Source organism: Marinomonas balearica (assembly GCF_004362145.1).
GTDB lineage: Bacteria > Pseudomonadota > Gammaproteobacteria > Pseudomonadales > Marinomonadaceae > Marinomonas > Marinomonas balearica.
In genome coordinates this window covers 70,802-95,708 of the sequence record NZ_SNXC01000014.1, presented here as the reverse complement: position 1 = coordinate 95,708, position 24,907 = coordinate 70,802, and the positions used below count along the sequence as shown (strand labels likewise).

The following is a 24,907-nucleotide window of genomic DNA, read 5'->3' as shown; positions in this document are numbered from 1 at the left end:
TTCATTTAACATTCAATTTTTTTGAAATGAAAGCTCAAAATGTTCCGTTTTTCACCCTCTGAACACGCTTTTATACTCTTCAAATAGTAACAGCAAGCACTTACCGTGCGCATCACCGGAGCGTCATATGATCACAGTACGTAAAGCAAACCAACGAGGACACGCAAACTTTGGCTGGCTAGACAGCTACCACACCTTCTCGTTTGGTAGCTACTACGACCCTACTCATATGGGCTTTTCACACCTGCGCGTCATCAACGACGACACCGTCGCACCGAATACAGGATTCGACACCCACGGCCACCGAGACATGGAAATCATCAGCCTCGTAACCCAAGGCCGCATCGCCCACAAAGACAGCGCCGGAAACATAAAAGAACTGCCCAAAGGCGAATACCAACTTATGTCCGCAGGCGCAGGCATCTACCACAGCGAATTTAACGCCTCCGACAAAGACACACTTAAATTTTTACAGATCTGGATACAACCGAACAAACAAGGTGGGAAACCAAGCTACCAACAAAAAGCCTTTGGCGAAAACACAGGCATTACCCCTATCGTTACACCCAACGGCGAACACGGCACCCTAGCCATCAAACAAGACATGCAACTGATGCAAGTAATACTTGAAAAAGGGAACACAGAAACCGTCAACGCTAACCGCGAGCGCCGCTACTACATCCACCAAATAGAAGGCACACTCACCCTAAACGACAACACCACACTAAACTCAGGCGACGGAGCAATGATCGAAAGTGAAGACACACTGACCTTGCATAATGACCAAGACCAGCACACCAAAGCCATCTTATTTGATCTAGCCTAGTCACCGTCCTCCTACCAAGGGGAGCGTTAGGAAGAAGTCGAATTGATACCAAACTGCGTGTGCGGCAGCGAACAGCCGACGGCGTGATGCTCGTTCCCGAAGTTTTTTCTAAGCTGCGTGTGCGGCAGCGAACACCTGTTTGAAGGCGAATTTGGACGTGTAACATTTCTAAGCTGCGTGTGCGGCAGCGAACTCCGAATTCCTATAACGTGACACGTCACGTTATTTCTAAGCTGCGTGTGCGGCAGCGAACAGCTTATGCAAAACCTTTGGCACAATGCAACATTTCTAAGCTGCGTGTGCGGCAGCGAACAATAAGCCTTTGCTTTATCCCAATTACTATCTTTTCTAAGCTGCGTGTGCGGCAGCGAACGACCTTGAAGATAATATGCGGCGAAATGCTAATTTCTAAGCTGCGTGTGCGGCAGCGAACCACTTTGTAATCACGCTGGATGGAGACATTCATTTCTAAGCTGCGTGTGCGGCAGCGAACCATGCGTCGTTGCCTTACATCAATGGTCAATATTTCTAAGCTGCGTGTGCGGCAGCGAACACCCAGTGCGTCGACTGGAGTTAATGCAGTGCTTTCTAAGCTGCGTGTGCGGCAGCGAACTTCTTGGTTAGCTTTCGATCCGGTTTTTGCTGTTTCTAAGCTGCGTGTGCGGCAGCGAACGAATGGCAGTGATTGCAGCTTATGATGCTGGCTTTCTAAGCTGCGTGTGCGGCAGCGAACATAACGATTCCCAATTTTCCTTTTTAGTAAATTTTCTAAGCTGCGTGTGCGGCAGCGAACCAATTGATTGTATTGTCTTTGAGGTGACATTATTTCTAAGCTGCGTGTGCGGCAGCGAACTCGAAGACGGCGCGTCCGAACAAGTAACGCAATTTCTAAGCTGCGTGTGCGGCAGCGAACCTTAGCTTTGTGTAAAACAACGCCCGCAACTATTTCTAAGCTGCGTGTGCGGCAGCGAACTCGCTTCTGCATTCAAGTAGTAATCGCCTGGTTTTCTAAGCTGCGTGTGCGGCAGCGAACCATACCAAGAATCAAGAGACGGTCTAGCGCTATTTCTAAGCTGCGTGTGCGGCAGCGAATGCCAATTTCCGCTGTAACTCAAACCCATGCATTTTCTAAGCTGCGTGTGCGGCAGCGAACATTCAAGCACCACTTCACTACCAGGTACATCGTTTCTAAGCTGCGTGTGCGGCAGCGAACGCAAATATGAGACCGAAAATCGCATACATGATTTTCTAAGCTGCGTGTGCGGCAGCGAACCAAGCTCTAAGCGGCGCAACGCTTCGGCCAATTTTCTAAGCTGCGTGTGCGGCAGCGAACTCTGAGAATGTGACCAGCAATGCCGATATGATTTTCTAAGCTGCGTGTGCGGCAGCGAACCGAGTTGCTAAACGTTCCGCTCGTTCTTTGTTTTTCTAAGCTGCGTGTGCGGCAGCGAACGCTAAAACGCCGCTCGAAAACACTCAACGCTTTTTCTAAGCTGCGTGTGCGGCAGCGAACTAGACGGCGATGAAGATATCTGTATATTTTACTTTCTAAGCTGCGTGTGCGGCAGCGAACAATTTATTCAAGTACCCCCCATTTTTATGTCCTTTCTAAGCTGCGTGTGCGGCAGCGAACAAACCGCTGATGCGGTTGGATTGGGTTATTCGTTTCTAAGCTGCGTGTGCGGCAGCGAACAATCTCGACCAGATATGATTACACGCGCTGGCTTTCTAAGCTGCGTGTGCGGCAGCGAACCTGGTCGTGGTTTTACGTCGCAATTGTTTCATTTTCTAAGCTGCGTGTGCGGCAGCGAACTACATCGGGCAATGATTGCAGAATACCAGCTATTTCTAAGCTGCGTGTGCGGCAGCGAACGCATTGGTTCCTTTCCGCTGTGTACGACAACATTTCTAAGCTGCGTGTGCGGCAGCGAACGGCTTGGGTGTATTGGTAGTATGCGCGAGTGCTTTCTAAGCTGCGTGTGCGGCAGCGAACCACACTGCCCATATCTCATTCACTGTCGCCCTTTTCTAAGCTGCGTGTGCGGCAGCGAACAGAATAGAAGCGGTGGCGGTGGCGTTTCCGTCTTTCTAAGCTGCGTGTGCGGCAGCGAACGGTGAATTCGACGATGCATTAACTCTCGCATGTTTCTAAGCTGCGTGTGCGGCAGCGAACGGCATGTGAGTTAACCCGCCTTTTTTTAGCGTTTTCTAAGCTGCGTGTGCGGCAGCGAACAATCTCGACGACCAGCAAGAGTCTAGCTATGATTTCTAAGCTGCGTGTGCGGCAGCGAACAGTACAAAGACGTTGGCGATATAGTAGGTAAATTTCTAAGCTGCGTGTGCGGCAGCGAACACACTGTTTTAATTGGTTCAATAGCGTTATGTTTTCTAAGCTGCGTGTGCGGCAGCGAACATGTATTAATAACCAACTGTTGTGTCTGCGACTTTTCTAAGCTGCGTGTGCGGCAGCGAACTAATCGAAAAATCACAACGTGTTGTAATTGCATTTCTAAGCTGCGTGTGCGGCAGCGAACGAATTTCTCGCCCGACCAATGTGTGTACGCGGTTTCTAAGCTGCGTGTGCGGCAGCGAACCTTCTATTTTAGAAGGTTGGCGTTACTTTATGTTTCTAAGCTGCGTGTGCGGCAGCGAACAGGCTCAGTGCAAACCGGTATTTTGTCGCGTGTTTCTAAGCTGCGTGTGCGGCAGCGAACTCTAAACCAAAACCAAATTGGGACGCTTTGATTTTCTAAGCTGCGTGTGCGGCAGCGAACAATAGTTTATCAGCAAAAAAACGAGTCACAATATAGAGTTAGGTAAAAATATCTACTTTTACCTATGTTTTTTCCCTATATCGTAACCCGTTGTTTTCTATATCAATTTTTAAAGAGCAACAGTTATTGGTTAAAACTTAGGTAATGCAACGTCTTTGTTTAATCCATAAGTATTAAACACAAAATCTGTTTCAACGGCTTGCTCTAAGGTTTTTCGTTTAATCACCAGACGAAACTCTCGGTTTTTCACTAAGCTTTTCATTTGTATAAACGGCAATCGTTTAAAGTCCTCACTCAGTTTGTAGCCTTTAAAATGTTCGGTGGCTTCCTCGTAGCTTTTGTCCAATCCGTTCATACGACGACGAATCATGTACTCGACGTTTCCGGGTTTATGCCGTCGGCTAAAAGATTCGTACCCTTGCACTTTACTCGGGTCTACTTCTGAGATGGACTTGATATGCAAGTAGTCTTCTAGGCGGTTCATCCATTTCTGAATATTAAGACGCTCTAGGTCTGTTTTGTTTGTGGCGAATAGCCGGATCTTATTCCCGACGTAAGCCGGTTTATTTTGTGCAGCTTCACGATAGTTCGGAAAGCTGCTGGCGACTGGCGCTTTCTGGTTTGCATCTTGTATCTCGACTAGAGCCAGATGTAATTGCATCATGACTTTAGACCATAAAAAGTGCATGCCGATATCGTCACTGGGTAAAAGTGTAATGTCTTGATAGTAGTTCATGGCCTTTCCTTGTGTTTATTTGTCACTTTCGCCAAATACGCCGCCACGGACAAGCGTTGCCATCACATAGTGTTCGTCCTCTTCTCGACTTAGTTGCTCACCACGCGCCCAAACATCGAAAAAGCTGTAAAAATCCTGTTTGTCTTTTGGCGTACGGAAGGCCTTGCCTAAATTAGTAACAGCGCCGTACGGTTCGATGGCGATTGGGCCAACAGACAAGTCTGAATCTTGGAATTCAGCATACCAAGTGTCGATTGTGCGAAGCGCATTGCCCAATTTTTGTGAGTGCATAGCAGCAACACCATCCAATTGGTACAGGATCTTACTTTTTTTGTTTTTATCGTTGCCTTTATCAAGCACCAACTCTTCGCTTGGGTACACTTCTTGAGCTCGACCCATTTGTACAAAACAATTCACGTCTAACAATAAGAAGCCGTCTTCGCTGGCTAAGGCTTTTGCGATCAATGCTGCTAATGCGTCAATATCAGCTGAAGTCGTGTCAAAATGGCGCGTGCTGAAGTCAAACGCGTTAAACGTAAATTCTTCATTCACTTCCCCATTTCTAGCAGAGATGATGACTTCAATTTGCTCAGCTCCTACGCGGTTGCGCCATAAGAAACGCCCATTCGCAAGGTTAATGGCATAGCGGCTCGCGAGTTCTTTGAAGTTATGCGTTTCAATATAAGCTTTGGCAGCGGTTTCATAACTTTGTTTAAAAAACGCATTATTACAGGCAGAAGGCTTAAAAATTCCACCAAGCACTTTCAAAGTAAATTGTAGATTTAAGGTGTCTTGATCTGTTCCTAAAGAACATGCATCGACACGTTGCAGGTTTGCTTTTTCTACTTCTGCATTGAGCTTAGCGGGGTCATTCTTTACTGCGGCTTTTAGGCGATTAGAGATCGTACCCCGTACCGATTTTTCTTGAAGGCGAAGTGGTTTTACTTGGCTGTTGTCTTTTCTAGACTCCCAGCTTGTTCCATATAAATAACCGTCGCTCGGAACCAGTTTCTTTTCAAATGCCAATACAGATGCGATGTTGTTGTCTTTTTTAGCCATGTTAAATATTCCTTTTTCAAACGTTAATTTTGTGTTTCAGCTATTCAAATTCAGAGTATTCGTGATCTTCATTTAATGAAGAGGACAAATACTCATGAGAGGATTGATGACATAGATAGAGGTCGCCTTCTTGGTGATAGCGCCATAGCAGCTCTTCTACTCTGTTCAAACGATGAGGCATTTTGAATTCACCAAGTGTTACCACGCTTTCAGCAAAACGATGTGGTGTATCTGGGTCTCGTTGATTCTTGGCCTCTCCTAATTCACTGACGCCTTGAAAGCCTGTCGCGATAGGTACTAACCACCCCAATGACTTACCATCTTGCGTTTTACGGTGTGTTTTCCATTCAACCTTTTCAATGCTTCCGCCTGCTGCATTTTCTTCTTCGCTTTTTTCTTCGCGGTCTTCTTGAGATACAGTGCAGGTATGGTGAATCGCTAGGTGGTCAATAAGCGCTTCGAGTGCGTCTGCTCCATCATTCATGGCCTCTACAATAAGTTCGCGTCGTTCAATAAGCGCATACCCCGGCATAAGAGCACGTTTAAAACGGCGCATGTTTTCATCATCGCCTTCTTCTACGACCATAAAATAGGGTTGGGTGAATTTTTGGATATCGCCACCTGCCAGCTTCATACTGCCATTTAAAATATAACTAATCGCTGAGAGCGCTTGGTCTTGATCTTCAATTTCTATATGACTGCACTCTATGACCAATGACACATCTAGGTGACAACGGGCTTCTTCAATAAAGGATGAGCGCTCCCCAGATTTGTCCAGCGGGTTCCCTGTTCCAACAATGGACGAGACAAAGTCGTTATTACCTTTGTAAGTTTGCAAGTTGACAGCGTGACTCACCACACCAACCGCCTCAAAGCGAACGCCAATATCATTCTGGTTGAGCTTTCTTTGCAAAGCATGCACCGCACCGAGCCATGCCGTCATCGCTGGAAAGCCAATGGTATAGGGGCTGGATAAAGCGTTGGCATTGTGCACTTGGATATGTGGGAGCATCAGCAACTTTTTCACATCACTCATCGCAGCATCTCCTTGTTTTGTTCAACGATCTTAGCCATGTGCTTTTTCTCTGCATCACCTAACTTAATGGCTTTTTTACCTAAGACTTTCTCATAACCATGAAAGACAAATTGTGTTATCGATGAAAGAATCGCGTCTAGCCAGTCGTCAGTGGTGTCCCGAATCTCAGCAGTATGAGCACATAACCAAGTGGTTTGCGTTTGATTTAACTGACTCACGGTTTCCAGATATTGCTCGGATGCAACGGAGCGGACTTGCCACATGGTTTCGATAATGTAGTCCACTGTATTTTGGTACATTTCATCTCTGTCGGCTCGCACATGCATGTTGTTTTCATCGCTTTGATACAGCTTGTGTAAACGCAAAAAAGTATCGCGGCATTTGAAATAGTTAATGGACTGAGCAAAAAAGTCGGTGTTTGGGAAGTGAATATCGCGTTTTTCGATTTGAGGAGGCAAGCTCATTAATAAGTGTGCTTTACCACCATTTTGGTTGTTTAATACGCTGATATTTTGAGGTTTAGTTCCGCCGTAGCCTATCGTGGTTAGGTCGTAAATTTCACGGTAGTTTTCGTGCTGTTCGTTGCTTTTGCGTTTTTCTCTTGCGGCTTTGATTTCATCACCAAAACGCATTGCATCGAGACGTTTACGCATTTCAAAAACAATACCAGAAGGTGTCAATATAGACAGTTGATGGTACGCTTGGTTTGTCGTATCAGACGAGACAGGAAAATACACCTGCTTAATTTTCGAGCTGGTAATGACATTGTCATCCCCTGACGTCATTGCAAGAAAGCCTTGCTTAAGCTGCTCGTAAGTCTCACCTTCGGCGGTATTAGATAAATCCAATAACGACTTAGATTGCTCTGAATCTTGCTCAATATGTTGTATCAAACTCTGACCATCTTCCATCTTGAGCGTGAGAAACTTGTATACATCAAGTGCCGCAGCATTCCCTAACGCATCGGCTTCCACGTCTATATTGCCCGTTCGCAAAAAGCCATCTTCGCCACGATTTGAGTGAGCGATAATCGCGCTGGCGTAACCGTTTTTATTCTTTCGAGCACTAGGGTGGCTAAAAGTACACGGATGCGTTGAAATAGACATCTGCCCTGCTCGTTTTGCGGCATTCGGCAGCCAATTTTTAAGCGCGAAGACATCATCACACTCTTGCTCTGTTTGCCTGACCTCAACCTCAGACATGGACGCCTTGAGGTTTTTCTTTAACCAAGCGGCTTTTCTTTCTTCAAAGAAAGCCTTGATCGCCGGATCTTGCATATTCCCTCCTACGGTTTAACCACCAATCCCAGTTGGTCGCTGTACAAATAGTGTTTTTTCTCGTCGAAATTAAATCGCACTTCCCCATATCGCAATGAGGCGATATAAGGCGTTGTGTCTATTTCCTGTGCCAGTTGTTCACAGCTCTCTTTAAAATCTCGCGTTAGCCATAATCGAGATCGCGCCACGTCACTCAATGAAGCATGTTGAATATTAAGCACGCTTTCACGATTAACAGGATGGCCTTCATCATCTTTTTCGCAAAATGTCAGGTGTTGATGACGACCGTCAAATACAAGGTAGATTTTTAAGGTACTGTCATCACCACGAAAAGGTGTTAATGCTTGAGGCAAGGCGGTCAAAAACCAGTGCTGTGTTAACCAGCCACCCAACTTCCCTGCTCCGTTGTCTTTGTAGTTTGCTAACCAATGCCAGTTCATCATATGTTCTAGGTCAGAAAGGCTGCTGGCGGTTTTTGCTTTATTGGTGTTTTTTGCATTATTGATGATTGTTGCGTGAATGTGCTCTGGTTGTTGGATTCTTGGCACCGCATCAAGACGCTGTTGTACTTTTTCCACATCCAATAGTTGGTCTAGGCGCTTGGTCTTGAGTAAGACTTTGCCACTTTCAAATCCTGGACGATGAAAGACGACTTGATCCGGATCGCTCGAATGCCGTAAGCCTTTGAGGTTATACTGCATTACACCAATATTGGGTTGTTCTACTTCACCTTCGCGGTGGCGTTTTACCCGCCCTGCTAGTTGAATAATCGAGCGATACGAGGAAGGTTCTACCACTGCCCAATCAAAATCGTGATCACGCCCAACTTCTTCTACTGGTGTCGCGACAAGAATAAATAGGACATTTTTGGCTTCTGGATGAGTGGAACGAATGCTCTTGAGGTGAGCGCGTATAATGTCATTGCTAAACGCTTTTGGCGCGTCGCCACTTTTTTCTTTGCGCTTAAGCACATCATCTAAGTGCTTTTCCTGTTCGGAACGCAACAACATCACTTGCTGACTGTGGTAAGCCATAACACGAACCTGAATATTGTCAGGGTAATCTTGCTCTAATAAATAGCGGGTCAATGCGACACAGGGTGAAATATTCGCCACTCGAACCACGCCAAATGACACATTTAGATTGCTTTGCTCGTCTTTTAGATAATGATTTTTATGCAATTGCCAAGCTTGCTCAAATACAGCTTTGAAATAAGCGTCTTGTTTACTTTCAATTACTGTGGCGTCTTGTTGGCGCTGGGTTTGATGCTTTTCGATAATGTCGTGGCATTCCACGAGCGAGGCTTTGCGCCGAGCAGGCTGTTTGTTAAGTTGCTCTACGCGCTTATCAATAAAATTCGCATGTTGTTGACGGTATTCTGGAATGGCAGTTTTTAATTCGTGGGAAGCAATATTCGATACTTTGGTCGTAAACTCGTCTATCCAAGCACAGCCAATGGTGTGTTCGGCATCGCGAGTTTGACAATATAGGTTCCAACCTTCGCGGTAGGAGTTGAAATAGCCTTCTGCCATATAAGGCGGAATGGTGGCTGAGGAGATCATGACTTTTCGCCCAAGCATACCAGCAAGGTGAATTAATCGACCAATTGCTATGAGGTCATCGCAGGTGAAATCATCAATTTCATCAATGACTAAATCCGACGACATCAAACGCAGCGTTGGCAGGATATAGCGACCTCCTCGCTTGGTCTCGGTCGCTCCCATAATATGGTCAATGGTGCAGGCTAGAACAGGAGAATATAAAAAGGCTTTGTCGCGAGTTTGCGTCAGAACCGTTGCTAACCCTTCTTCTGGGATCGCGCAATCATAGTCGATATGCCCACTGAGCAGCGTTTCTTGTGATTCCGAACCACTTATCTCATAGGCGCTTTCGTCCGGCTTGTCTGTCTGTACGTTGCGCTGATCCAGTTCCATTACGGCCCTAGAACCAATCTGTACCGCAAGTTCACTTTCATCCAACCCTACCCGCTCACGATATTCGCGACCAGTCTGCAATGTGAGAGAACGCAACCCTAACGCCAAAATGAAACGCAGGCTTTTTTGATCTTTCGACAAGGCTCGCATGACTTTGGCATTAGCGAAGGTTTTACCACAGCCTGTACTTGCCATGTTTACCGCAAAAAAACCACAGTGCTTTTTGTCTCGTTGTTTTTCAGTATTCCAAGATTGAATTTTCTGAACCGCTTTATCCTGCCATTTAAAGCCAACTGGGCTGGGCTTTCGCAAGCTTTGCACCTCTTCGGCAACGGGCGGTTATTTTTCAAACGCGGGCAATAAATGCGCTGTTTGTGTCGCATGATGTGCTACACCCACGAGATGCTCATCGAGTTTTTGCTTTAGCGCTTTGGTTTTTCTGTCCGTATTGGCGAATAGACCCGTTTTGTCTTGCCAATTTTTTGCCGCGTCTTGTGACGAATAATAATGATCACCCAGCATGAGGCACAATCTGGCATGGGTGAGCACCAGTCGAAAGCTGCCATTTTCAATACAGGTTTGCGCTTGTACTTGATTTTCGAGAAGCTGCTTTGACCAGCGTTTTAACTTGGAAAACCATTGGCTCGATTGACTTAGTCGCCCCTTGGGAAACTGAAAACACTTTTTAACACGCTGAGCGTACTCGGCCTCATCGTAGCGATTTTCATAACCCCATGTTTGCTGAATGCGGTTGAGCATCTGCTCTATGCTTTCTGCCTTTTCCGCTTTATAGTCATTTTGATTAGGAGGCAGTGGTAATCTATGATGCGATACGACTAACCATGCAACCAATTGAGCTAAAGGAGGCAAGGAACCAAGTGGTGACGTGATATTCGCTAACGGTTGTTTCGGTTCATTTTCACTAAGGCTGCCGTTACTTAACTGTGTTAGCCAGCCTTCATCTGTACCATCTGAGCTTTCTACTAAAGCATGCAGCAATAAAACGGAAATCCATTCATGGCGTATTGGGTCGCCTTTAAAGGTGTTGTTGCTATTGGGTGTCAACTTTTCTTGAAAAAGCGCGCTCGCTTTGCCCCAATCATGCAACAAGGCAGCGACGGCAGTTAAGCTTTTGATTAAGGGCAGATAATGCCAATCGTTTTCTATCTCACTTTTTAGAAGATTTCGTCTTGTGGTATTCACTGGCACCACACCTTCTTCATTAAACTTCTTACGACTCCCCACCACCCAAAGTAACTGGCTTCTTGATCTTGACCGTATCCAGTGACAACTCACGGCGGTATTTTTACTGGCGGTTTTGCGTAGCATTTTTTTGACAGTGAGTAAGCCGTCTTCTGTGATGAGGGTTTGCCATGTGTTGTCGCCGATTCGGTTGGCGAAGGCATCAAGTACTCGGCGTGTCTTTTTGAGGGCGTTTTTTTCGCACTGAGAAACAAAGGTCACCATCATAGGTTTTGTTCCTCTATTTGCGCTGAGGAGTAACCCTGTAGAGCGATGGTTTTGACCGTATCGAACATAAAGTCCATTGCTTTATGATCGGTGAATTTTTGTAGTATCTGTTGTCGAAATTCTTGCTCAGTAGCGTTTTCTGCTGCGCAGACAAATGCCCAAGGTAGCACAATGGCGTCTTTGATTAAGTCGGCTAAATCGAACACCAAAGCGCCTCGACGAGTTTTACCGTGCATAACGGCAAAGCCGTGTGGAATGCCCAGCACCCATAGGCAGCTTGCGGCCAGTCCATAGGCCAAATAGTTGCCATGATTTAAAAAGTCATTGGCTTTGTCAGTCGATTGATGCTGACGCGTGAAGTCTTCTATTTTCATAGTATTGGCTGCGAATTTATAAAGCGCCTTGGTAAGCTGTGCTTCAGTTAGCAATAAGTCAGACTGTTTTTTGGCATTTTCGGTACGTTGATGAAAGGTTTCGAACGCCTTCGATAACATGCTGTCTTGTGTGGTAAAGCCTTCGCTTTTTAGATCTTTGTCTTTGGTCCAGATCTTGTCTAAAAAGTCGATTCGAGCGTTTTGAAAGCATTTGGCTGCTGCAAGCCTTTTGTCGTCATCGAACCAGAATTGCAGCCAACCATGTAGATATTCAGTTGGTCGATATTCGCTTTGCGGTGTCAGCCATTCAATCTCACTGGCCATATGAAGCGGTGTGCCACCACCGCCACAAAACCCCACCAGCACACCCGCTTGTGACAGCATTCGCATTGCTGCTTGCGTAATGGAGGTTCCCGTCCCTAATAGAAGGACGGTCGTATTGGCAATCGGTATGTTGTAGTACTGGTTTTCTTTTTTTGCTTCAGTTAAGTAGAGAAGACGCCCGTCTTTTTGCATGACGCGACAGTATTCTAGGTAGTACATATTGGCTCGCTTTGAGTGCAATATGGTTTTCATATCCGATGGTGAAAACTGCTCCATTCTCTACTCCTTTTAATCCTTAACTCGATGGCGTGTATCCACTCTCTCACGCGCTCTTCACTCCCACAACACTGTAAATTTACACATGTAAGGCAACCTTACAGGTCTGATTCTGTTTTACCTGAATTCAGTCATAGAGCCATTGTTTTATGTCAGGGTAGTTAACACATATCAGTTGCTGCGCCTGTGGGTCGGCTTCGAGCATTTTGATTTTTATCTGTAAATCGTCGAGTGTGTATTTGACGAGTGCTGCGCGTGTTTTGATAACAAGCTGGCCGTTTTCCATGCCGTAATCTTGCTCAATAACGCGCTTTTGTCTGTCGTTCAGCCGTGAATCTGGGGCGAGTATCAGTTCGATCTCTGTATTCCAATGGGTGTCATTTTGATGAGAATATTGGGCGGTTTTTCCATCGTATTCGACGCTCTGAAAGCGGCTTAGCACGAAATCGAGGTAGTTTTTGCGGTATTCACAATAAGCACGAATGTGCCAGCGATTGGCGGCTTTTACGAACGAATGTGGGTAGATGAGCCTGCCAATCGGGTCAGCGCTTTTAACGGATAAGTATTCGCAATCGACTGCGGTTTTATTGCGTATGGCTTTGATCAAAGGTCGTATTACGAGAGGTGAGACAAACCGGTTGGGTGGTCTTATTCTATAAATATGTGAGTGTTCACTTTCATTGGAGACTTCGGAAAGTAAGGCTCCAAGCTCAAGCCAGTTTAGGTACTCGTCTATGGTCTGATTAATATAGCGCGGGGTAAAGTCTTGTGAGATGACTTTGGCTTTTGCAGTGGGGCTGTATTTCAGTGTGTTGTCGGTGTCGTCTTGATATTGTTTTATCCACTCACTGGCGGTTTGACGAGTAATGCGGGAGGTTTCAATTAGGCGCGTGGCGTTGATCTGCCCTTCCCAAAAGACAATCAGCTCGATCAGCCAGTTGTGTTGGTGGCCATCACGCTGTTTTAGGTGCCCTACTGCTTTGCCTTCCATTTACGCTCCTTTTAGCCGTCCCTTTTTTTTGTCGCTATTTTCAAGGCAAGTACACTGTAAAGGATGCGTTATATGGAACTCAAGTTCGGTTTTGTAAAATGACGGGGCGATGTTGTCGTTTATTGCTCAAATCAATTGTTCGAATCAATCGCTCGAATCAATAGATTGCGCGGTGTGGTGCTTTTATCGCAGAACTCTCCTACTTCGACCGTGTATCCGGCTTCTTCTAAGCGTAGGGCACGATCCAGTACGAGCCAGAGTTCAAGTGGTCTTCTAAAGTATTGGGTTACGGCTTCTATTTTCAGTACTTTGCTCTTTCGTTGTTCGCCTATCGTTTCATACCCTGTTAGTTGTGCGTTGGTCGGTAGGGTCAATTGCTTTTCTTTGGCCGCCCATTGGCAATACGCTTCGAACCCTTGGCGCATGATGGCATCCGGTGCTTTCGATAGCGGAAGGTATTCGTCTGTGTTGCGAAAGGCTCTTTGCCATGCATCGAAGCCCAATCGGTAAGAAAGCTCTCTCGCCCGATGGTGTTGCTCTCTTTGCCCTGCGGTGGCGATTTCTTTTACGGCAAGCCTGAGGTCATTTTTGTTCAAGCTCAGGTGTGATTGCCTCGCCGTTTGTGAAAGCGGGGTATAGATGTCTTCTTGGGTTAGGTGGTAACAACAAGGCGAAACCGTAAATGCGCCGATTCCACACTCTAACCCTTGCTCTATTAAGATTCTATGCAGGTCTCCACAGGCATGGAGCGCTACGGCACTTGTCACTCGTTTTAGCGTTGGGGTCGTATCGCTGTTTAGGACATCGGCACACACAAAGGTTTGGTCGAGGTTTAATTTACGCGCGCAGTCTTCGCCCGCATCACACAGAGCTTGCTGCCACTCTAAACTCACCACTTTGGTCGAGTTACGGTAGGCGATGGCTTTACCAAGGTGACCTTTGCCTGCGCACCATTCCAGTGTTGAATCACTCTGAGGTACTAGCTTAGAAAAGCGATCAATTTGCGTCCACTTGCGCCCTTTTATGCCGGATTTAAAATAGCTGGGCAATTCGCTCTGCTGTGTGGCGATAAAGTCATGAAGCGGTATCTTTGGTGCTGGCGTAAAGTCTCGGACTGTTTCTAATAGAGTCGCCTCTATAGATTGAGCCGTGCTTCCTAATGTGGTGTTGTTTTCTAAATGCGCTGTAAGCTCTGGGAACACGGTTCGCCACGGCCAATCCATTGAGGCAAAGGAAGCCACTTGCCAAAGAGGTTGTGTCTTTGTAAGCCATCGATCTAGGGTGAGGAATTGTTCGGTTAATGGCGAGTTTTTCGTGAACACGTTTATGAGCCTGTAGCAGTGTAAAGAATTATAGACAGCGGTATTTCAGTTTAACCAGATAAGGTTTTGTATTTTAACGTCATTGGGGCAAAATAACGGAACCTTTTCTGCTATTGAAATCTAGGGAAGGTACGAATAAGTCCTATGAGTTTCTCTGGAAGACCCAAAGGGCGTGGGTTAAGCTCTCTTTAATTCTTTGTTAACTTTCTTGCCAATATGCTCAATATTGGACGGCGGCACTGGCCTCGAATAAAGACTGGCCTTGAATAAAGAAGAGTTCTCTACACGCTGAAACCAGTGGACTTGTTCACACCTTCCCTAGGTGTCGTTTTTAATAACATTGCTTTGCGCGAAATCGAACAATAAGGAATCTGATAAACCATGTTTAAACATCTGAAGGCTGTTCCAGGCGATCCTCTTTTGGCATTAATTGTCGCTCATCAACAAGATACTAACCCTAAAAAAATTGATTTGGGTGTGGGCGTTTACAAAGATGACACGGGACTCACGCCTATTTTGGAGAGTGTTAAAAAAGCCGAAGCTTTTATGGTGGAAAACGAGGTCACAAAGAGCTATTTGGGTGTTTACGGTGCACCGGAATTTTCTCCTATTATTCAGGATCTGTTGTTAGGAAAAGACAGCGATGTGATTAAGCAAGGTCGTATCCAATCGACTCAAACACCGGGCGGTACGGGAGCGCTTAAAGTCGCGGCTGATTTTATCAGTGCGAACCTTAGCGACGCACGTTTGTGGGTAAGCGACCCAACTTGGGGGAATCACCAATCCATCTTTGATTCGGCGGGTGTCGAGGTCATTGCATACCCTTATTACGACGCAACGACCAATGGTGTTCGTTTTGACGAAATGATGAGCAAGCTGGAAGCAGAAACGAAAGAAGGCGATGTTCTTCTGCTTCATGCATGCTGCCATAACCCAACCGGTGTTGACTTGAAAATCGAACATTGGGAAGCGTTAACGGAGCTGGTTAACAAACGCAACTTGTTACCCTTAGTTGATGCGGCGTATCAGGGCTTTGGAGACGGCCTTGAAGAAGACATGGCAGGGCTTCGCTATATGGCGGAACGCGTGCCAAGCATGTTGATTGCTAACTCTTTCTCGAAGAACTTTGGTGTTTACCGTGATCGTTGCGGCGGTTTAAGTGTGATCGCCGCTACGGGTGAAGAAGCGAAGAATGCGTTCTCTATCATTGGCCAAGCGATTCGAGCGAACTATTCTATGCCTCCTGCGCATGGTGCAACGCTAGTTCATACGATTATGTCTAACCCTGAGCTGAAATCTCTTTGGGAGACGGAAGTGACTCAAATGCGTGACCGTATTAACGGTCTTCGCTCTCAGTTAGTTCAAAAACTGGCTAAGTCGGGCGTGAGTAAAGATTTCAGCTTTATTGAACAGCAGCGCGGCATGTTTTCTTACTCAGGTTTGACGTTTGAGCAAGTACGTCAGCTTCGCTCTGAATACTCTATTTATATTGCGGATACTGGCCGTATGAGTATTGCCGGGGTCAGTGATCAAAACATTGATTACTTGTGTGACAGCATCGCTAAAGTCGTCGGTTAATCCTGCATTATAAATAAACACTCGTAGCGAGTTGCTGAATTCATCCCCAGAGTTCAGGTTAAGATGCGCTTCGAGTGTTTACTTGCATCTTTGTTGCCCCGCTTCCGCTTAAATCGTATTATTCTGCTGTCATACAATATTCAAGGAAGCAGTGTGTTTACATTTTGGCGTACAAAAAATGAGTCACTTTTCGATTTATTAAAAATAGCATGTGGAGCGTTTGTTCTACTAGGAAGTACGCTGGCGCTCGCTTCGCCAAGTACTGCTTTTTTTGAAGACAGAAGTCTTTCTAAAAAAAGTTCAGTAGCTCGATCACTGGCTGGCCACACTGCAAGTAAATTGGTCCAAGCGGAAAGCCTCCGCCCGCTTAATGCCGATAACAACGCGTTGAAGCAATACCTTTTAGATACCAGCTTAAATGAATATCGTGTTGACCTGCCTCTTCCCGATGGTCAGTCTATTGATTATATCTTAACGCCCTATTCTGTCTTGAGCTCAACTGTGGCAGAACAATTCCCAGACATGCGCCAATTCAAAGGCCATGCGGTTAACAACCCTGAGCTGACTGGCCGTTTTGACGTGTCTTTATTGGGGTTTCGAGGGCTATTCGACACACTGGAAGGACAAGTTACGCTCGACCCGACACACGTCGGAAATACAAGCGACTACGCCAGCTATTATGCGCGTAGCAGTCAAGGATTAGATCCTACATTTAACGACACAGCACTTCGGAATAACACACAGAGCAACACCACACTACAACGCACTGCTGCTTACACTCCGACGCTTAAAACTTACCGCTTGGCAGTCTCTGCAGCCTATGAGTTTACCAACTTTTATGGAGGACAATCAGGGGCGTTCGCAGGCATTACTTCCATGGTCAACCGATTAAACGAAGTGTACGAAAAAGATCTAGGTGTTACCTTCACACTGGTATCCGGTACGAACACAATCGTCAGCAGTGCTAATGCAGGCCCTTTTAACAATAACAGTAACGACATCGACGTAAATCAAGCTTTTTTGAACCAAACAATAGGCAGCGACAACTATGATATAGGGCATGTAGTTAATACTGGCGGTGGCGGACTTGCGCAGCTCGGAGTCGTATGCGATGACGACTACAAAGCAGAAGGCGTTACTGGAAGAAGCAACCCTACAGGCGATGCGTTCTTCATCGACTACGTGGCTCATGAGATTGGCCATCAATTTGGTGCCGAACATACCTTTAACGGTACAATAGGCAGCTGCTCTGGAAATAGAAATCAAGATTCGGCAGTAGAACCCGGCAGTGGCTCGACTATCATGGCATATGCAGGCATTTGTGGGGCTCTTAACCTACAAGATAATTCTACCCCCCACTTTCATGCATACAGCATCAATGAAATTAATCAGTATTTAGCCAGCACGACAGGCTCAAGCTGCGGTACGTTTACTTCTCAATCAAATACTGCACCCTCTGTTGATGCGGGTGATGACATAACTGTCCCAGCCAACACACCTTTTATTCTTACAGGCAGTGCCACCGATACAGAAAACGACAACCTAACGTATATTTGGGAAGAAATGGATACAGGTAGCGCCTCCAGCTCGGTTGCCACCATGGTCGATAACGGAACACGACCATTATTCCGATCTTGGGAAGCCGTAGACAGCTCAACGCGTTATCTTCCAAGACTTGAAGACTTAGTGGATGGAGAGCTCTCGCTTGGAGAGAGTTATCCGAATACAAGCAGAACGTTAAATTTCAGGTTAACGGTGAGACAAGAAAGTTCAGGAGGGAGCTCTCCAATCGGAACAAACTACGACGATAAAATCGTTACGGTGGATTCGAACTCAGGCCCCTTTTACATTTCGTCTCCAAACATTAATGTTGAGGCGACTTCTGGAGAGACTATTACCTTAAGCTGGAATGTCGCAAACACTTCATCGTCTCCTGTAAATTGTTCGAATGTCGATGTACTCCTTGCAGATCAAGGAAACTCTTCATTCTCCGAAACAGGTGACCATGTGCTCGCTGAAGATATTCAAAATACTGGACAAGCGACCATTTTGGTACCTAACCTTAACGTCACCAATCGGTATATTATGCTCCGTTGTAGTAACAATGCTTTCTTTGCATTGTCTCCATGCACCTTTACTTTAAATGGGGCAGAAGCGACTAATAGTCAGTCCTGCACTCCTCGTAGCGTACCTCCTTTAGTGATTTCTGATAATGCACAGAATAGTGGTTCAACTAGTTCTAGTAGCTCTAGCAGCACCTTTTTATTAGGATCTACTTCGATGCTTTTTTATTCACCATTAATTTTGTTAGTGTTGATAAGAATTATGATTAAGCATAGTAAATTTTTTCGACTTACCGTTATCGGAACCTTAATTGGTGTGATATCGACAGGCTGCACAACAGTTGATGCTCAGACAGAGAGTTCAACGTGGCTTAAGAAAGAACTTAAACGAGTCACAGACACAGAAGATTATCGTTTAATTACTCAGGGTGGGCGCGGAGAACCCCTACCGGGGGTAAACGCAGAAGAGTTTGAAAAAGCAAAACAGCTTTGTGGAACAATCAATCTATCGTTAAGCGATGTTATACGATCAGACGCTGAAATGAACGATCGAAAAAACATGATTAACGACATCATTCGCTTTAATAAAACGGTTTGGCCTCTTTGTCAAAAACACAGCCAACCGTAAATAACCAAACGAACGCGGTTTATTTCTACGCTACTTTTGCCGTTATGGTTACGGTGATGTTGCCTTTTGAAGAGGATTGGCAGCATCACTGGAGATTGTCGAGCGAGACATTTTTCTCAGAACCTTGGCGTCTAATCAGCGGCCACTTTACCCACTTAAATTACATGCATGCGTTTACAAACTGCATTGGGCTGCTCTGCATATTTGTCGTCTCACACAAGCAAATCTCTTTAAGGCTCTGGTCTATTGCAACTCTTTCCCTTATCACTCTGATCGATTGCTCATTGTATTTACGCGACGATATTTGGTTTTATTCAGGTTCTTCGAGTTTGGCCATTGGCCTTTGTAGTTTCGGGTTAGTGGTTCTCACCACATACCCGAGGTTAATAAAAGCGGTCTGTCTCTTTTGCTTAGGCTTGGCGCTGTTGTTTTCAGAAACGCCCGACTATCTGAGTGCAAACGGTTACATAGGAGCAAAGGCACAACATTGGGTGGCTTTTGTAGGGGGAACAGTACTTGGCTTGCTTCAACATGTATTTAATCCAACATTGAAGCGTGCCAAGTCGATAAAGAATAGTAATCAGTGAACGATACGAGCACCGGTGGGTATGATCTCGATTTCTGGGTGATGAAATTGAGCTAAACGCATAATAGATTCTTCGAGCGCGCTGCGCCAAAACTGGCTCTCTTCGTCGGTCATTCCTTCCAACTTTTGCCAGCCTTTTTCTGTACCAAATAAGCGAACACTAGCCATTACTTCGTCAATAAAGTCTTTATCTGCTGAGTAATTTAAGCCGAGTAAATGCGCCCCTCGCATAAACCCTACACACCAATCTTCGACCATAACATTTACTTTGCCATCGGGCGCAGTGTGCTCAAGGTACACGGGGTGCAAGTCGCCTTGAATTAAGCCATTGACTGATTCCATGTACATGATCATTACGAGACCGAGAAACTCTTCTTCTTGCTCTTTGGATTCCCAAGAAGGCTGCTCGTCTTCCGGCCCCCAAATTGCCCAAAGCCAATCATTAGGTATATGAGAATCTGGCGCACACCCTACAGCCGTCAAAAAGCCATCCAGCTCAGACACCCCCATAATGGATCGATCAGAACCTAAAGTAGAAAGATAATGATCAAGGCGCGAATACAGCGCCTCGACACTTTCATTGCTGTTGCTTTCGTCAGACATAATCACTCGTGTAAGAATCCTTGTTTACTCTTTTATACTGTTAAGTATAGCAAGAGATACGTATCGCTAATCGCTTTTCGTTACTCAATTTCTACGTAGGGACCCGCTATTGCCCGTGTCATTTAATCAACAATGGCTAAGTTTCCGTATGTTTCAAGCCAGTCTTTTCGGTCACTCGCGCGTTTTTTAGACAGTAATTTATCCAATACTTCGCCCGTTTCTAGTGGGTCTTCCATTGTCAGCTGAATCAGTCGCCTTGTATCAGGCGCCATAGTGGTTTCACGCAGCTGCGGAGGGTTCATTTCACCCAATCCTTTGAAACGCTGTACGTCCAGCTTACCGCGTTTTTTCTCTACCTCGATCTTATGGATGATAATGTCTTTCTCTTCGTCATCCAACGCGTAGTGAACTTCTTTTCCGATGTCTATTCGATACAACGGTGGCATTGCAACAAAGACATGCCCAGCGTTAACCAAGGCTGGGAAGTGCTTCACAAAAAGCGCACACAATAGCGTGGCAATATGAAGACCATCTGAGTCTGCATCGGCAAGAATACAGACTTTACCATAGCGTAAACCGGTTAAATCCTCTTGGCCGGGATCAACACCGAGCGCGACAGATATATCGTGAATTTCCTGAGAAGCCAGTACTTGTGATTGGTCTACTTCCCACGAGTTTAGGATCTTACCTCTTAGGGGCATGATGGCCTGAAATTCTTTGTCTCGCGCTTGTTTTGCTGAGCCACCTGCAGAATCCCCTTCCACTAAGAAAAGTTCGCCACGGCTTGAGTCCTGACCCGCACAATCGGCCAGTTTTCCGGGCAAAGCAGGGCCTTGAGTGATTTTTTTACGTACCACTTTTTTGCTGGCACGAAGGCGCTTTTGCGCACTTAAAATAATCGTTTCTGCTATTTTTTGTGCGTCTTCAACGTGTTTATTTAGCCATAAGCTGAACGCGTCTTTTACTGTTGCGCTGATAAAAGGAACAATTTGTCGAGACGACAATCGCTCTTTCGTTTGGCCAGAAAACTGTGGTTCTTGTAGCTTAGCGGAAAGAACATAGCTACAACGTTCCCATACGTCCTCTGCAGTAAGTTTGACTCCGCGAGGAAGCAGGCTGTGGAAATCACAAAACTCTCGAATTGCTTCCAAAAGTCCGGTACGCAAACCATTGACGTGCGTACCGCCCTGCGCTGTTGGAATTAAGTTAACATAACTTTCTGTCACTAATTCGCCACCTTCAGGTAACCATTGCACAGCCCAATCAACGCCCTGAGCGGCTTCGATCAACGATCCAATAAAAGGTTCTTCTGGTAGCAGTTCATAACCTTTGTTCGCTTGCGCGAGATAATCTTTTAGGCCGTCCTGATAGAACCATTCTTCGCGAGTTTCCTCGCTGCCTGACTGGTCAACAAATACGACGTGCAGTCCAGAACACAATACCGCCTTTGCTTTTAATAAGTGACGAAGGCGTGAGAGCGAAAATTTAGGAGAATCAAAATACTTTGGATCCGCCTTAAATTTTACTTTTGTCCCTGTATTTTTTTTACCGACCGTGCCAATTTCAGCCAGTTCTGATGTTTTGAATCCATCAGCAAACGCTATATGGTATTGCTTACCGTCACGCTTAACCCAAACATCCAGTTGGTTGGATAAGGCGTTAACAACGGACACACCCACACCGTGAAGCCCTCCTGAGAACTGATAATTGTCTCCGGAGAATTTACCGCCTGCATGCAATTTCGTTAATATCAGCTCAACCCCCGACACCCCTTCTTCTGGGTGAATGTCTACGGGCATGCCTCGACCATTGTCTTCAACACTCAACGAGCCGTCTTTGTATAAAACGACTTCTATTTTATCCGCATGTCCTGCTAGTGCTTCGTCGACTGAGTTATCAATGACTTCTTGACCTAAGTGATTTGGTCGAGAGGTTTCTGTATACATACCTGGCCGCTTTTGTACTGGTTCCAGCCCGCTTAGTACTTCTATCGATCCTGCGTTGTATTCTTTTACTGACATACGGTTAATTACTTCCAAAAAAAATTTCTAGGAGGGAGTCTACCAAAGGTGTCATTTTGAATAAATGACAATGTCGCTAGGAAAGCAAAATGAACGCGTTAAGTCGGCGCTCAATCTAAAACGTTGGTAAATTCTAAAATGGCATTGAGAAAACGATCAAAACCAACAAAGCTGTGATCTCCGCCTTTTTCATGAGTTACGCGTTCAATCACTTTAAATCGGTTCAATGCCGCCTGATAATCCAACACTTCATCACCTTCTTGAAGCATAAGCCAAATGCGCTTCCCCGATGGCGCTGCGACATCAATCGACTTCAGCTCTTCAATGTGCTGCTGAGTCAAAATGTATTGCTCATTGGTGTATGGGTTCTTCTGATCACCAAGCAACTCTTGCAGCAACGTTGGCGCTTCAACCGCTGGATTAACCAGCACAGCGTTCAGATCGTACTTTTCAGACAAATACAAACTGTAAAAGCCTCCTAGAGAACTGCCGACTAACGCCACACGTCTGTTTGTGCTCAGCTTATCTTCTATTAAGGATTCTAATTGCTGAATCGCTAATTTAGGTTGCCAGTGAAGCCTAGGGCACAGGAAGTCTGCTTCTTTTCCTATCGATGCCATGGCTTGCTTAGTCAGTTGTGATTTATACGACTTTTCAGAACTGTTGAAACCATGTACATAAATCAGTGTCATAGGAGTTAAGGAAATATCTTAAGGTTAAATTAGGCGAGTTACGTTAGGTCAATTAGCATCATTATTGAACTAGGCCATCTGAATGAAAGGCACATCGTCCAAACGGTGTCCGTGCTTTAAACACAATTCAAGCAAGTCAGCGAGCTGCTGATTCAGTCGGAATTTTTCATCTTTGTGGTGCATTTCATCATTAGGGTAAGGGTAGCTCCCCTTAAATTGCCGATGACCGTCTGTAATTTCAGCCAACCCAACATCGTGATAAAGGCGAATGATCATTTTTAATTTTGCATCAAACATTAAGTCGCTTTTCGTCTCGGGCATAAATGCCAAAACAAATTCAGACGTAAAGCGACTTTCTTGTTTCAAATATAAGCTCAGACAACTACGCTGATGACCAGACGTATCGATGGCGAAGTGCCATTCACGCTCCTCTTCTTTTGTGCGCAGCACTTTACCTATTCGACGATAGTTTAATTCGCCCAATAGCTGAAGCTCTGCGAGGTTTGGAACGTAGTGTTGTTTTGTCATCGCCTATCCAGTGTAAAAGTCTCTAACTATGAAAAAGTGATGTAAACATCACTTTGCCGCAGAACTTTCCCTAGTTTGGCTGCATTTATCTCCTGCTAATTCCTGCTCCCAGGCTACCATTTCTGCATTTAATCTTCGGTCTTTCTCATGCCAATATTGGTTGAACCAATTAAAAAAAGCTTCTCTATCACGCTCTAGCGGATCTATATCAGAAGTTTTTAGAAAATCCGGAATAGCAATGCTGCGAACAGACACTTTTGCAGTTTCCAACCTTCCGCACAACAAATCCCAAAAGCTGTTTCTTTTATGGGGGTATACGACATTAATATCAATGATATCGTCAAATTTCCCCGGCATAGCTTGTAGAACAAAGCCAATCCCACCCGCTTTGGGTTTTAATAAACGGCTGTAAGGCGAGCTTTGTTGGCGATGCTTTCGGTCAGTATAGCGAGTTCCTTCAACAAAGCTTAGTACGGTATTCGGCGTTTTGGCGAATCGTTTGCAAGAACGTCGAGTGGTTTCTAGATCTTCCCCTACTAATTTGGGATGCTTTTTTAGCCTTTCCTTGCTGTGACGTTTCATAAAAGGAAACCCCATTATTTTAGTCGCTGTTCCGACAAGCGGTATCCAAAATAAAGCTTGCTTCATAAACACTCGCGGCGGCACCACTTTCCCTTCAAGTTGAGATAAGATAACAAAGACATCCACCCAACTTTGATGATTCGCAATAGACAGATGCCATTTTTCTGGGTCGTGCTTCATATTTTTATCAAACTGCCACTCAACCCCCAACACCGTGTTAAACCACCAATAGCTGGTACGAATCCAGCCAGCAAAGAATCGGTTACATGCGCTATTTACCTGAGAATCACTAAAACGGCGGCGGAACAAAAAACCCAACGCAACAATATGCAAGCCACCGGCCCAAAACAGTACATTCAAGCACATAAATAAAAATGAAATGACGCCTACAACAGGCCTCAGAAACGGGAAGCGACCCAATACATTTTGTAAAATAGAGCTAAACTTCATCAACCCACAAATTCTTTAGTTTATGTTTATTAAGAGCGAACCACTGTAATCCCATTATAGTACTTGCGTTTTCAATGTCTTCGTCCAATAAAGCAATGGCCTCCTGACTGGAAAACAGGTGCAACTTGATATCTTCATTTTCTGAATCGAGTCCATGAGATCGATTAAGATCAACTTTTGAGGCATCAAATTCCCCTGCATACATACGAAGATATTCAACTAGCCCACCAGGAGAGGGAACGAATTTAAACATGTACTCTAAACGTTTTACTTCGACGCCTGCTTCTTCGAAAGATTCACGACGAGCAACCTCTTCGTCGTGCTCTCCTTCTTCGACCATTCCAGCAACAAGCTCAATCAACCATGGCGAATCGCTTTTTGGCAAGCATGGGCGAAACTGTTCAATAAGTAGTATTTTATCTTGAATAGGGTCAAACAGCAGTACACATACAGCATCATCCCTTACCATCATTTCACGGGTAAAGGTTTCGCTCCACTCGCCGTTAAACTTTTTATGGCGAAGGGTTTGTTTGTGCATTTTGAAGAAACCGTCGTAAACACATTCGTCATTTACAACTTCAACATCTTGTTGAAAGTATGTTCGTTTGATTGGCATCTTAGAAACTCAATAAAATCCGTGATAGTCTGGTCAAGTCTAACACGGCACATTAGTAGCTGAAATGTTAAAGCGGGTTATGTCGAACCTTAAAGCTATTGAATATACTAAGTTGATGATTTTTATTATAAAGTATGTATCTGTTTTATTATTCTTGGGAC

At 45.2% G+C, this 24,907-nt stretch carries 19 protein-coding genes and 1 CRISPR repeat array; of the genes, 4 read left to right on the top strand and 15 right to left on the bottom strand.

What is annotated here, in order from left to right; genetic code table 11:
- Positions 1–127 precede the first annotated feature (127 nt).
- Positions 128–826 (top strand): pirin family protein, encoded by a 699-nt coding sequence (locus DFP79_RS14015; RefSeq protein ID WP_133504572.1) that lies wholly within the window; start codon positions 128–130, stop codon positions 824–826.
- Between the two features lie 45 nt (positions 827–871).
- A CRISPR array of direct repeats spans positions 872–3,600; the repeat unit is 28 nt; unit sequence TTTCTAAGCTGCGTGTGCGGCAGCGAAC.
- Positions 3,601–3,730: 130 nt separating this feature from the next.
- Here the strand turns inward: DFP79_RS14015 and cas6f are convergent.
- The 9 genes from cas6f to DFP79_RS13975 all read right to left on the bottom strand — a co-directional run bounded on the left by cas6f (position 3,731) and on the right by DFP79_RS13975 (position 14,399).
- Entirely contained in the window at positions 3,731–4,336 is a 606-nt protein-coding gene (cas6f, locus tag DFP79_RS14010) for a type I-F CRISPR-associated endoribonuclease Cas6/Csy4 (RefSeq protein ID WP_133504571.1), read from the bottom strand.
- A 15-nt stretch (positions 4,337–4,351) separates the two neighbouring features.
- The gene (csy3, locus tag DFP79_RS14005) at positions 4,352–5,395 is read right to left on the bottom strand and encodes a type I-F CRISPR-associated protein Csy3 (RefSeq protein WP_133504570.1); all 1,044 of its coding nucleotides are present in this window, start codon (positions 5,393–5,395) and stop codon (positions 4,352–4,354) included.
- Positions 5,396–5,435: 40 nt separating this feature from the next.
- The gene (csy2, locus tag DFP79_RS14000) at positions 5,436–6,431 is read right to left on the bottom strand and encodes a type I-F CRISPR-associated protein Csy2 (RefSeq protein WP_133504569.1); all 996 of its coding nucleotides are present in this window, start codon (positions 6,429–6,431) and stop codon (positions 5,436–5,438) included.
- On the bottom strand, positions 6,428–7,708 hold the full coding sequence (gene csy1 / locus DFP79_RS13995) for a type I-F CRISPR-associated protein Csy1 (protein WP_133504568.1): 1,281 nt from the start codon (positions 7,706–7,708) through the stop codon (positions 6,428–6,430). The genes csy2 and csy1 overlap by 4 nt, the downstream gene beginning before the upstream one ends.
- 8 nt (positions 7,709–7,716) lie before the next feature.
- Positions 7,717–9,954, bottom strand: a complete 2,238-nt coding sequence (locus DFP79_RS13990; protein ID WP_208111443.1) for a P-loop NTPase family protein — start codon at positions 9,952–9,954, stop codon at positions 7,717–7,719.
- A gap of 27 nt (positions 9,955–9,981) precedes the next feature.
- Positions 9,982–11,112 (bottom strand): CRISPR-associated endonuclease Cas3'', encoded by a 1,131-nt coding sequence (locus DFP79_RS17990; protein ID WP_208111442.1) that lies wholly within the window; start codon positions 11,110–11,112, stop codon positions 9,982–9,984.
- Entirely contained in the window at positions 11,109–12,086 is a 978-nt protein-coding gene (gene cas1f, locus DFP79_RS13985; RefSeq protein WP_133504567.1) for a type I-F CRISPR-associated endonuclease Cas1f, read from the bottom strand. Before cas1f ends, DFP79_RS17990 begins: the two co-directional genes overlap by 4 nt.
- A 127-nt stretch (positions 12,087–12,213) precedes the next feature.
- Positions 12,214–13,077, bottom strand: coding sequence for a BrxR family transcriptional regulator (locus tag DFP79_RS13980; RefSeq protein ID WP_133504566.1), 864 nt, complete (start codon positions 13,075–13,077; stop codon positions 12,214–12,216).
- A gap of 131 nt (positions 13,078–13,208) precedes the next feature.
- Positions 13,209–14,399 (bottom strand): methyltransferase, encoded by a 1,191-nt coding sequence (locus tag DFP79_RS13975; protein ID WP_133504565.1) that lies wholly within the window; start codon positions 14,397–14,399, stop codon positions 13,209–13,211.
- Positions 14,400–14,780: 381 nt separating this feature from the next.
- Between DFP79_RS13975 and DFP79_RS13970 the strand changes: the two genes are divergently transcribed.
- The 3 genes from DFP79_RS13970 to DFP79_RS13960 all read left to right on the top strand — a co-directional run bounded on the left by DFP79_RS13970 (position 14,781) and on the right by DFP79_RS13960 (position 19,255).
- Positions 14,781–15,977, top strand: a complete 1,197-nt coding sequence (locus DFP79_RS13970) for an amino acid aminotransferase (protein WP_133504564.1) — start codon at positions 14,781–14,783, stop codon at positions 15,975–15,977.
- 153 nt (positions 15,978–16,130) lie between these two features.
- Positions 16,131–18,668: a reprolysin-like metallopeptidase gene (locus tag DFP79_RS13965; RefSeq protein ID WP_166637712.1), complete on the top strand. Its 2,538-nt coding sequence runs from the start codon at positions 16,131–16,133 to the stop codon at positions 18,666–18,668.
- Positions 18,644–19,255, top strand: a complete 612-nt coding sequence (locus DFP79_RS13960) for a rhomboid family protein (RefSeq protein WP_133504562.1) — start codon at positions 18,644–18,646, stop codon at positions 19,253–19,255. Before DFP79_RS13965 ends, DFP79_RS13960 begins: the two co-directional genes overlap by 25 nt.
- Here the strand turns inward: DFP79_RS13960 and DFP79_RS13955 are convergent.
- From DFP79_RS13955 to DFP79_RS13930, 6 genes are all read right to left on the bottom strand, one after another.
- Positions 19,249–19,857, bottom strand: a complete 609-nt coding sequence (locus tag DFP79_RS13955; protein ID WP_133504561.1) for a UPF0149 family protein — start codon at positions 19,855–19,857, stop codon at positions 19,249–19,251. The two genes, DFP79_RS13960 and DFP79_RS13955, sit on opposite strands and share 7 nt — an antisense overlap.
- Positions 19,858–19,979: 122 nt before the next feature.
- On the bottom strand, positions 19,980–21,878 hold the full coding sequence (parE, locus tag DFP79_RS13950; RefSeq protein ID WP_133504560.1) for a DNA topoisomerase IV subunit B: 1,899 nt from the start codon (positions 21,876–21,878) through the stop codon (positions 19,980–19,982).
- 110 nt (positions 21,879–21,988) lie between these two features.
- On the bottom strand, positions 21,989–22,570 hold the full coding sequence (locus DFP79_RS13945; RefSeq protein WP_133504559.1) for a YqiA/YcfP family alpha/beta fold hydrolase: 582 nt from the start codon (positions 22,568–22,570) through the stop codon (positions 21,989–21,991).
- Positions 22,571–22,639: 69 nt separating this feature from the next.
- Positions 22,640–23,098 (bottom strand): DUF1249 domain-containing protein, encoded by a 459-nt coding sequence (locus DFP79_RS13940; RefSeq protein WP_133504558.1) that lies wholly within the window; start codon positions 23,096–23,098, stop codon positions 22,640–22,642.
- A 48-nt stretch (positions 23,099–23,146) separates the two neighbouring features.
- On the bottom strand, positions 23,147–24,130 hold the full coding sequence (locus DFP79_RS13935; protein ID WP_133504557.1) for an acetyltransferase: 984 nt from the start codon (positions 24,128–24,130) through the stop codon (positions 23,147–23,149).
- Positions 24,120–24,746, bottom strand: a complete 627-nt coding sequence (locus DFP79_RS13930) for an NUDIX domain-containing protein (RefSeq protein ID WP_133504556.1) — start codon at positions 24,744–24,746, stop codon at positions 24,120–24,122. Before DFP79_RS13930 ends, DFP79_RS13935 begins: the two co-directional genes overlap by 11 nt.
- Positions 24,747–24,907: the final 161 nt, after the last annotated feature.

Bases quoted from the DNA above. Each gene is read 5' to 3' on its own strand.
- DFP79_RS14015 (WP_133504572.1), top strand. From the start codon at position 128: ATGATCACAGTACGTAAAGCAAACCAACGAGGACACGCAAACTTTGGC.
- cas6f (WP_133504571.1), bottom strand. From the start codon at position 4,336: ATGAACTACTATCAAGACATTACACTTTTACCCAGTGACGATATCGGC.
- csy3 (WP_133504570.1), bottom strand. From the start codon at position 5,395: ATGGCTAAAAAAGACAACAACATCGCATCTGTATTGGCATTTGAAAAG.
- csy2 (WP_133504569.1), bottom strand. From the start codon at position 6,431: ATGAGTGATGTGAAAAAGTTGCTGATGCTCCCACATATCCAAGTGCAC.
- csy1 (WP_133504568.1), bottom strand. From the start codon at position 7,708: ATGCAAGATCCGGCGATCAAGGCTTTCTTTGAAGAAAGAAAAGCCGCT.
- DFP79_RS17990 (WP_208111442.1), bottom strand. From the start codon at position 11,112: ATGATGGTGACCTTTGTTTCTCAGTGCGAAAAAAACGCCCTCAAAAAG.
- cas1f (WP_133504567.1), bottom strand. From the start codon at position 12,086: ATGGAGCAGTTTTCACCATCGGATATGAAAACCATATTGCACTCAAAG.
- DFP79_RS13980 (WP_133504566.1), bottom strand. From the start codon at position 13,077: ATGGAAGGCAAAGCAGTAGGGCACCTAAAACAGCGTGATGGCCACCAA.
- DFP79_RS13970 (WP_133504564.1), top strand. From the start codon at position 14,781: ATGTTTAAACATCTGAAGGCTGTTCCAGGCGATCCTCTTTTGGCATTA.
- DFP79_RS13955 (WP_133504561.1), bottom strand. From the start codon at position 19,857: ATGTCTGACGAAAGCAACAGCAATGAAAGTGTCGAGGCGCTGTATTCG.
- parE (WP_133504560.1), bottom strand. From the start codon at position 21,878: ATGTCAGTAAAAGAATACAACGCAGGATCGATAGAAGTACTAAGCGGG.
- DFP79_RS13945 (WP_133504559.1), bottom strand. From the start codon at position 22,570: ATGACACTGATTTATGTACATGGTTTCAACAGTTCTGAAAAGTCGTAT.
- DFP79_RS13940 (WP_133504558.1), bottom strand. From the start codon at position 23,098: ATGACAAAACAACACTACGTTCCAAACCTCGCAGAGCTTCAGCTATTG.
- DFP79_RS13935 (WP_133504557.1), bottom strand. From the start codon at position 24,130: ATGAAGTTTAGCTCTATTTTACAAAATGTATTGGGTCGCTTCCCGTTT.
- DFP79_RS13930 (WP_133504556.1), bottom strand. From the start codon at position 24,746: ATGCCAATCAAACGAACATACTTTCAACAAGATGTTGAAGTTGTAAAT.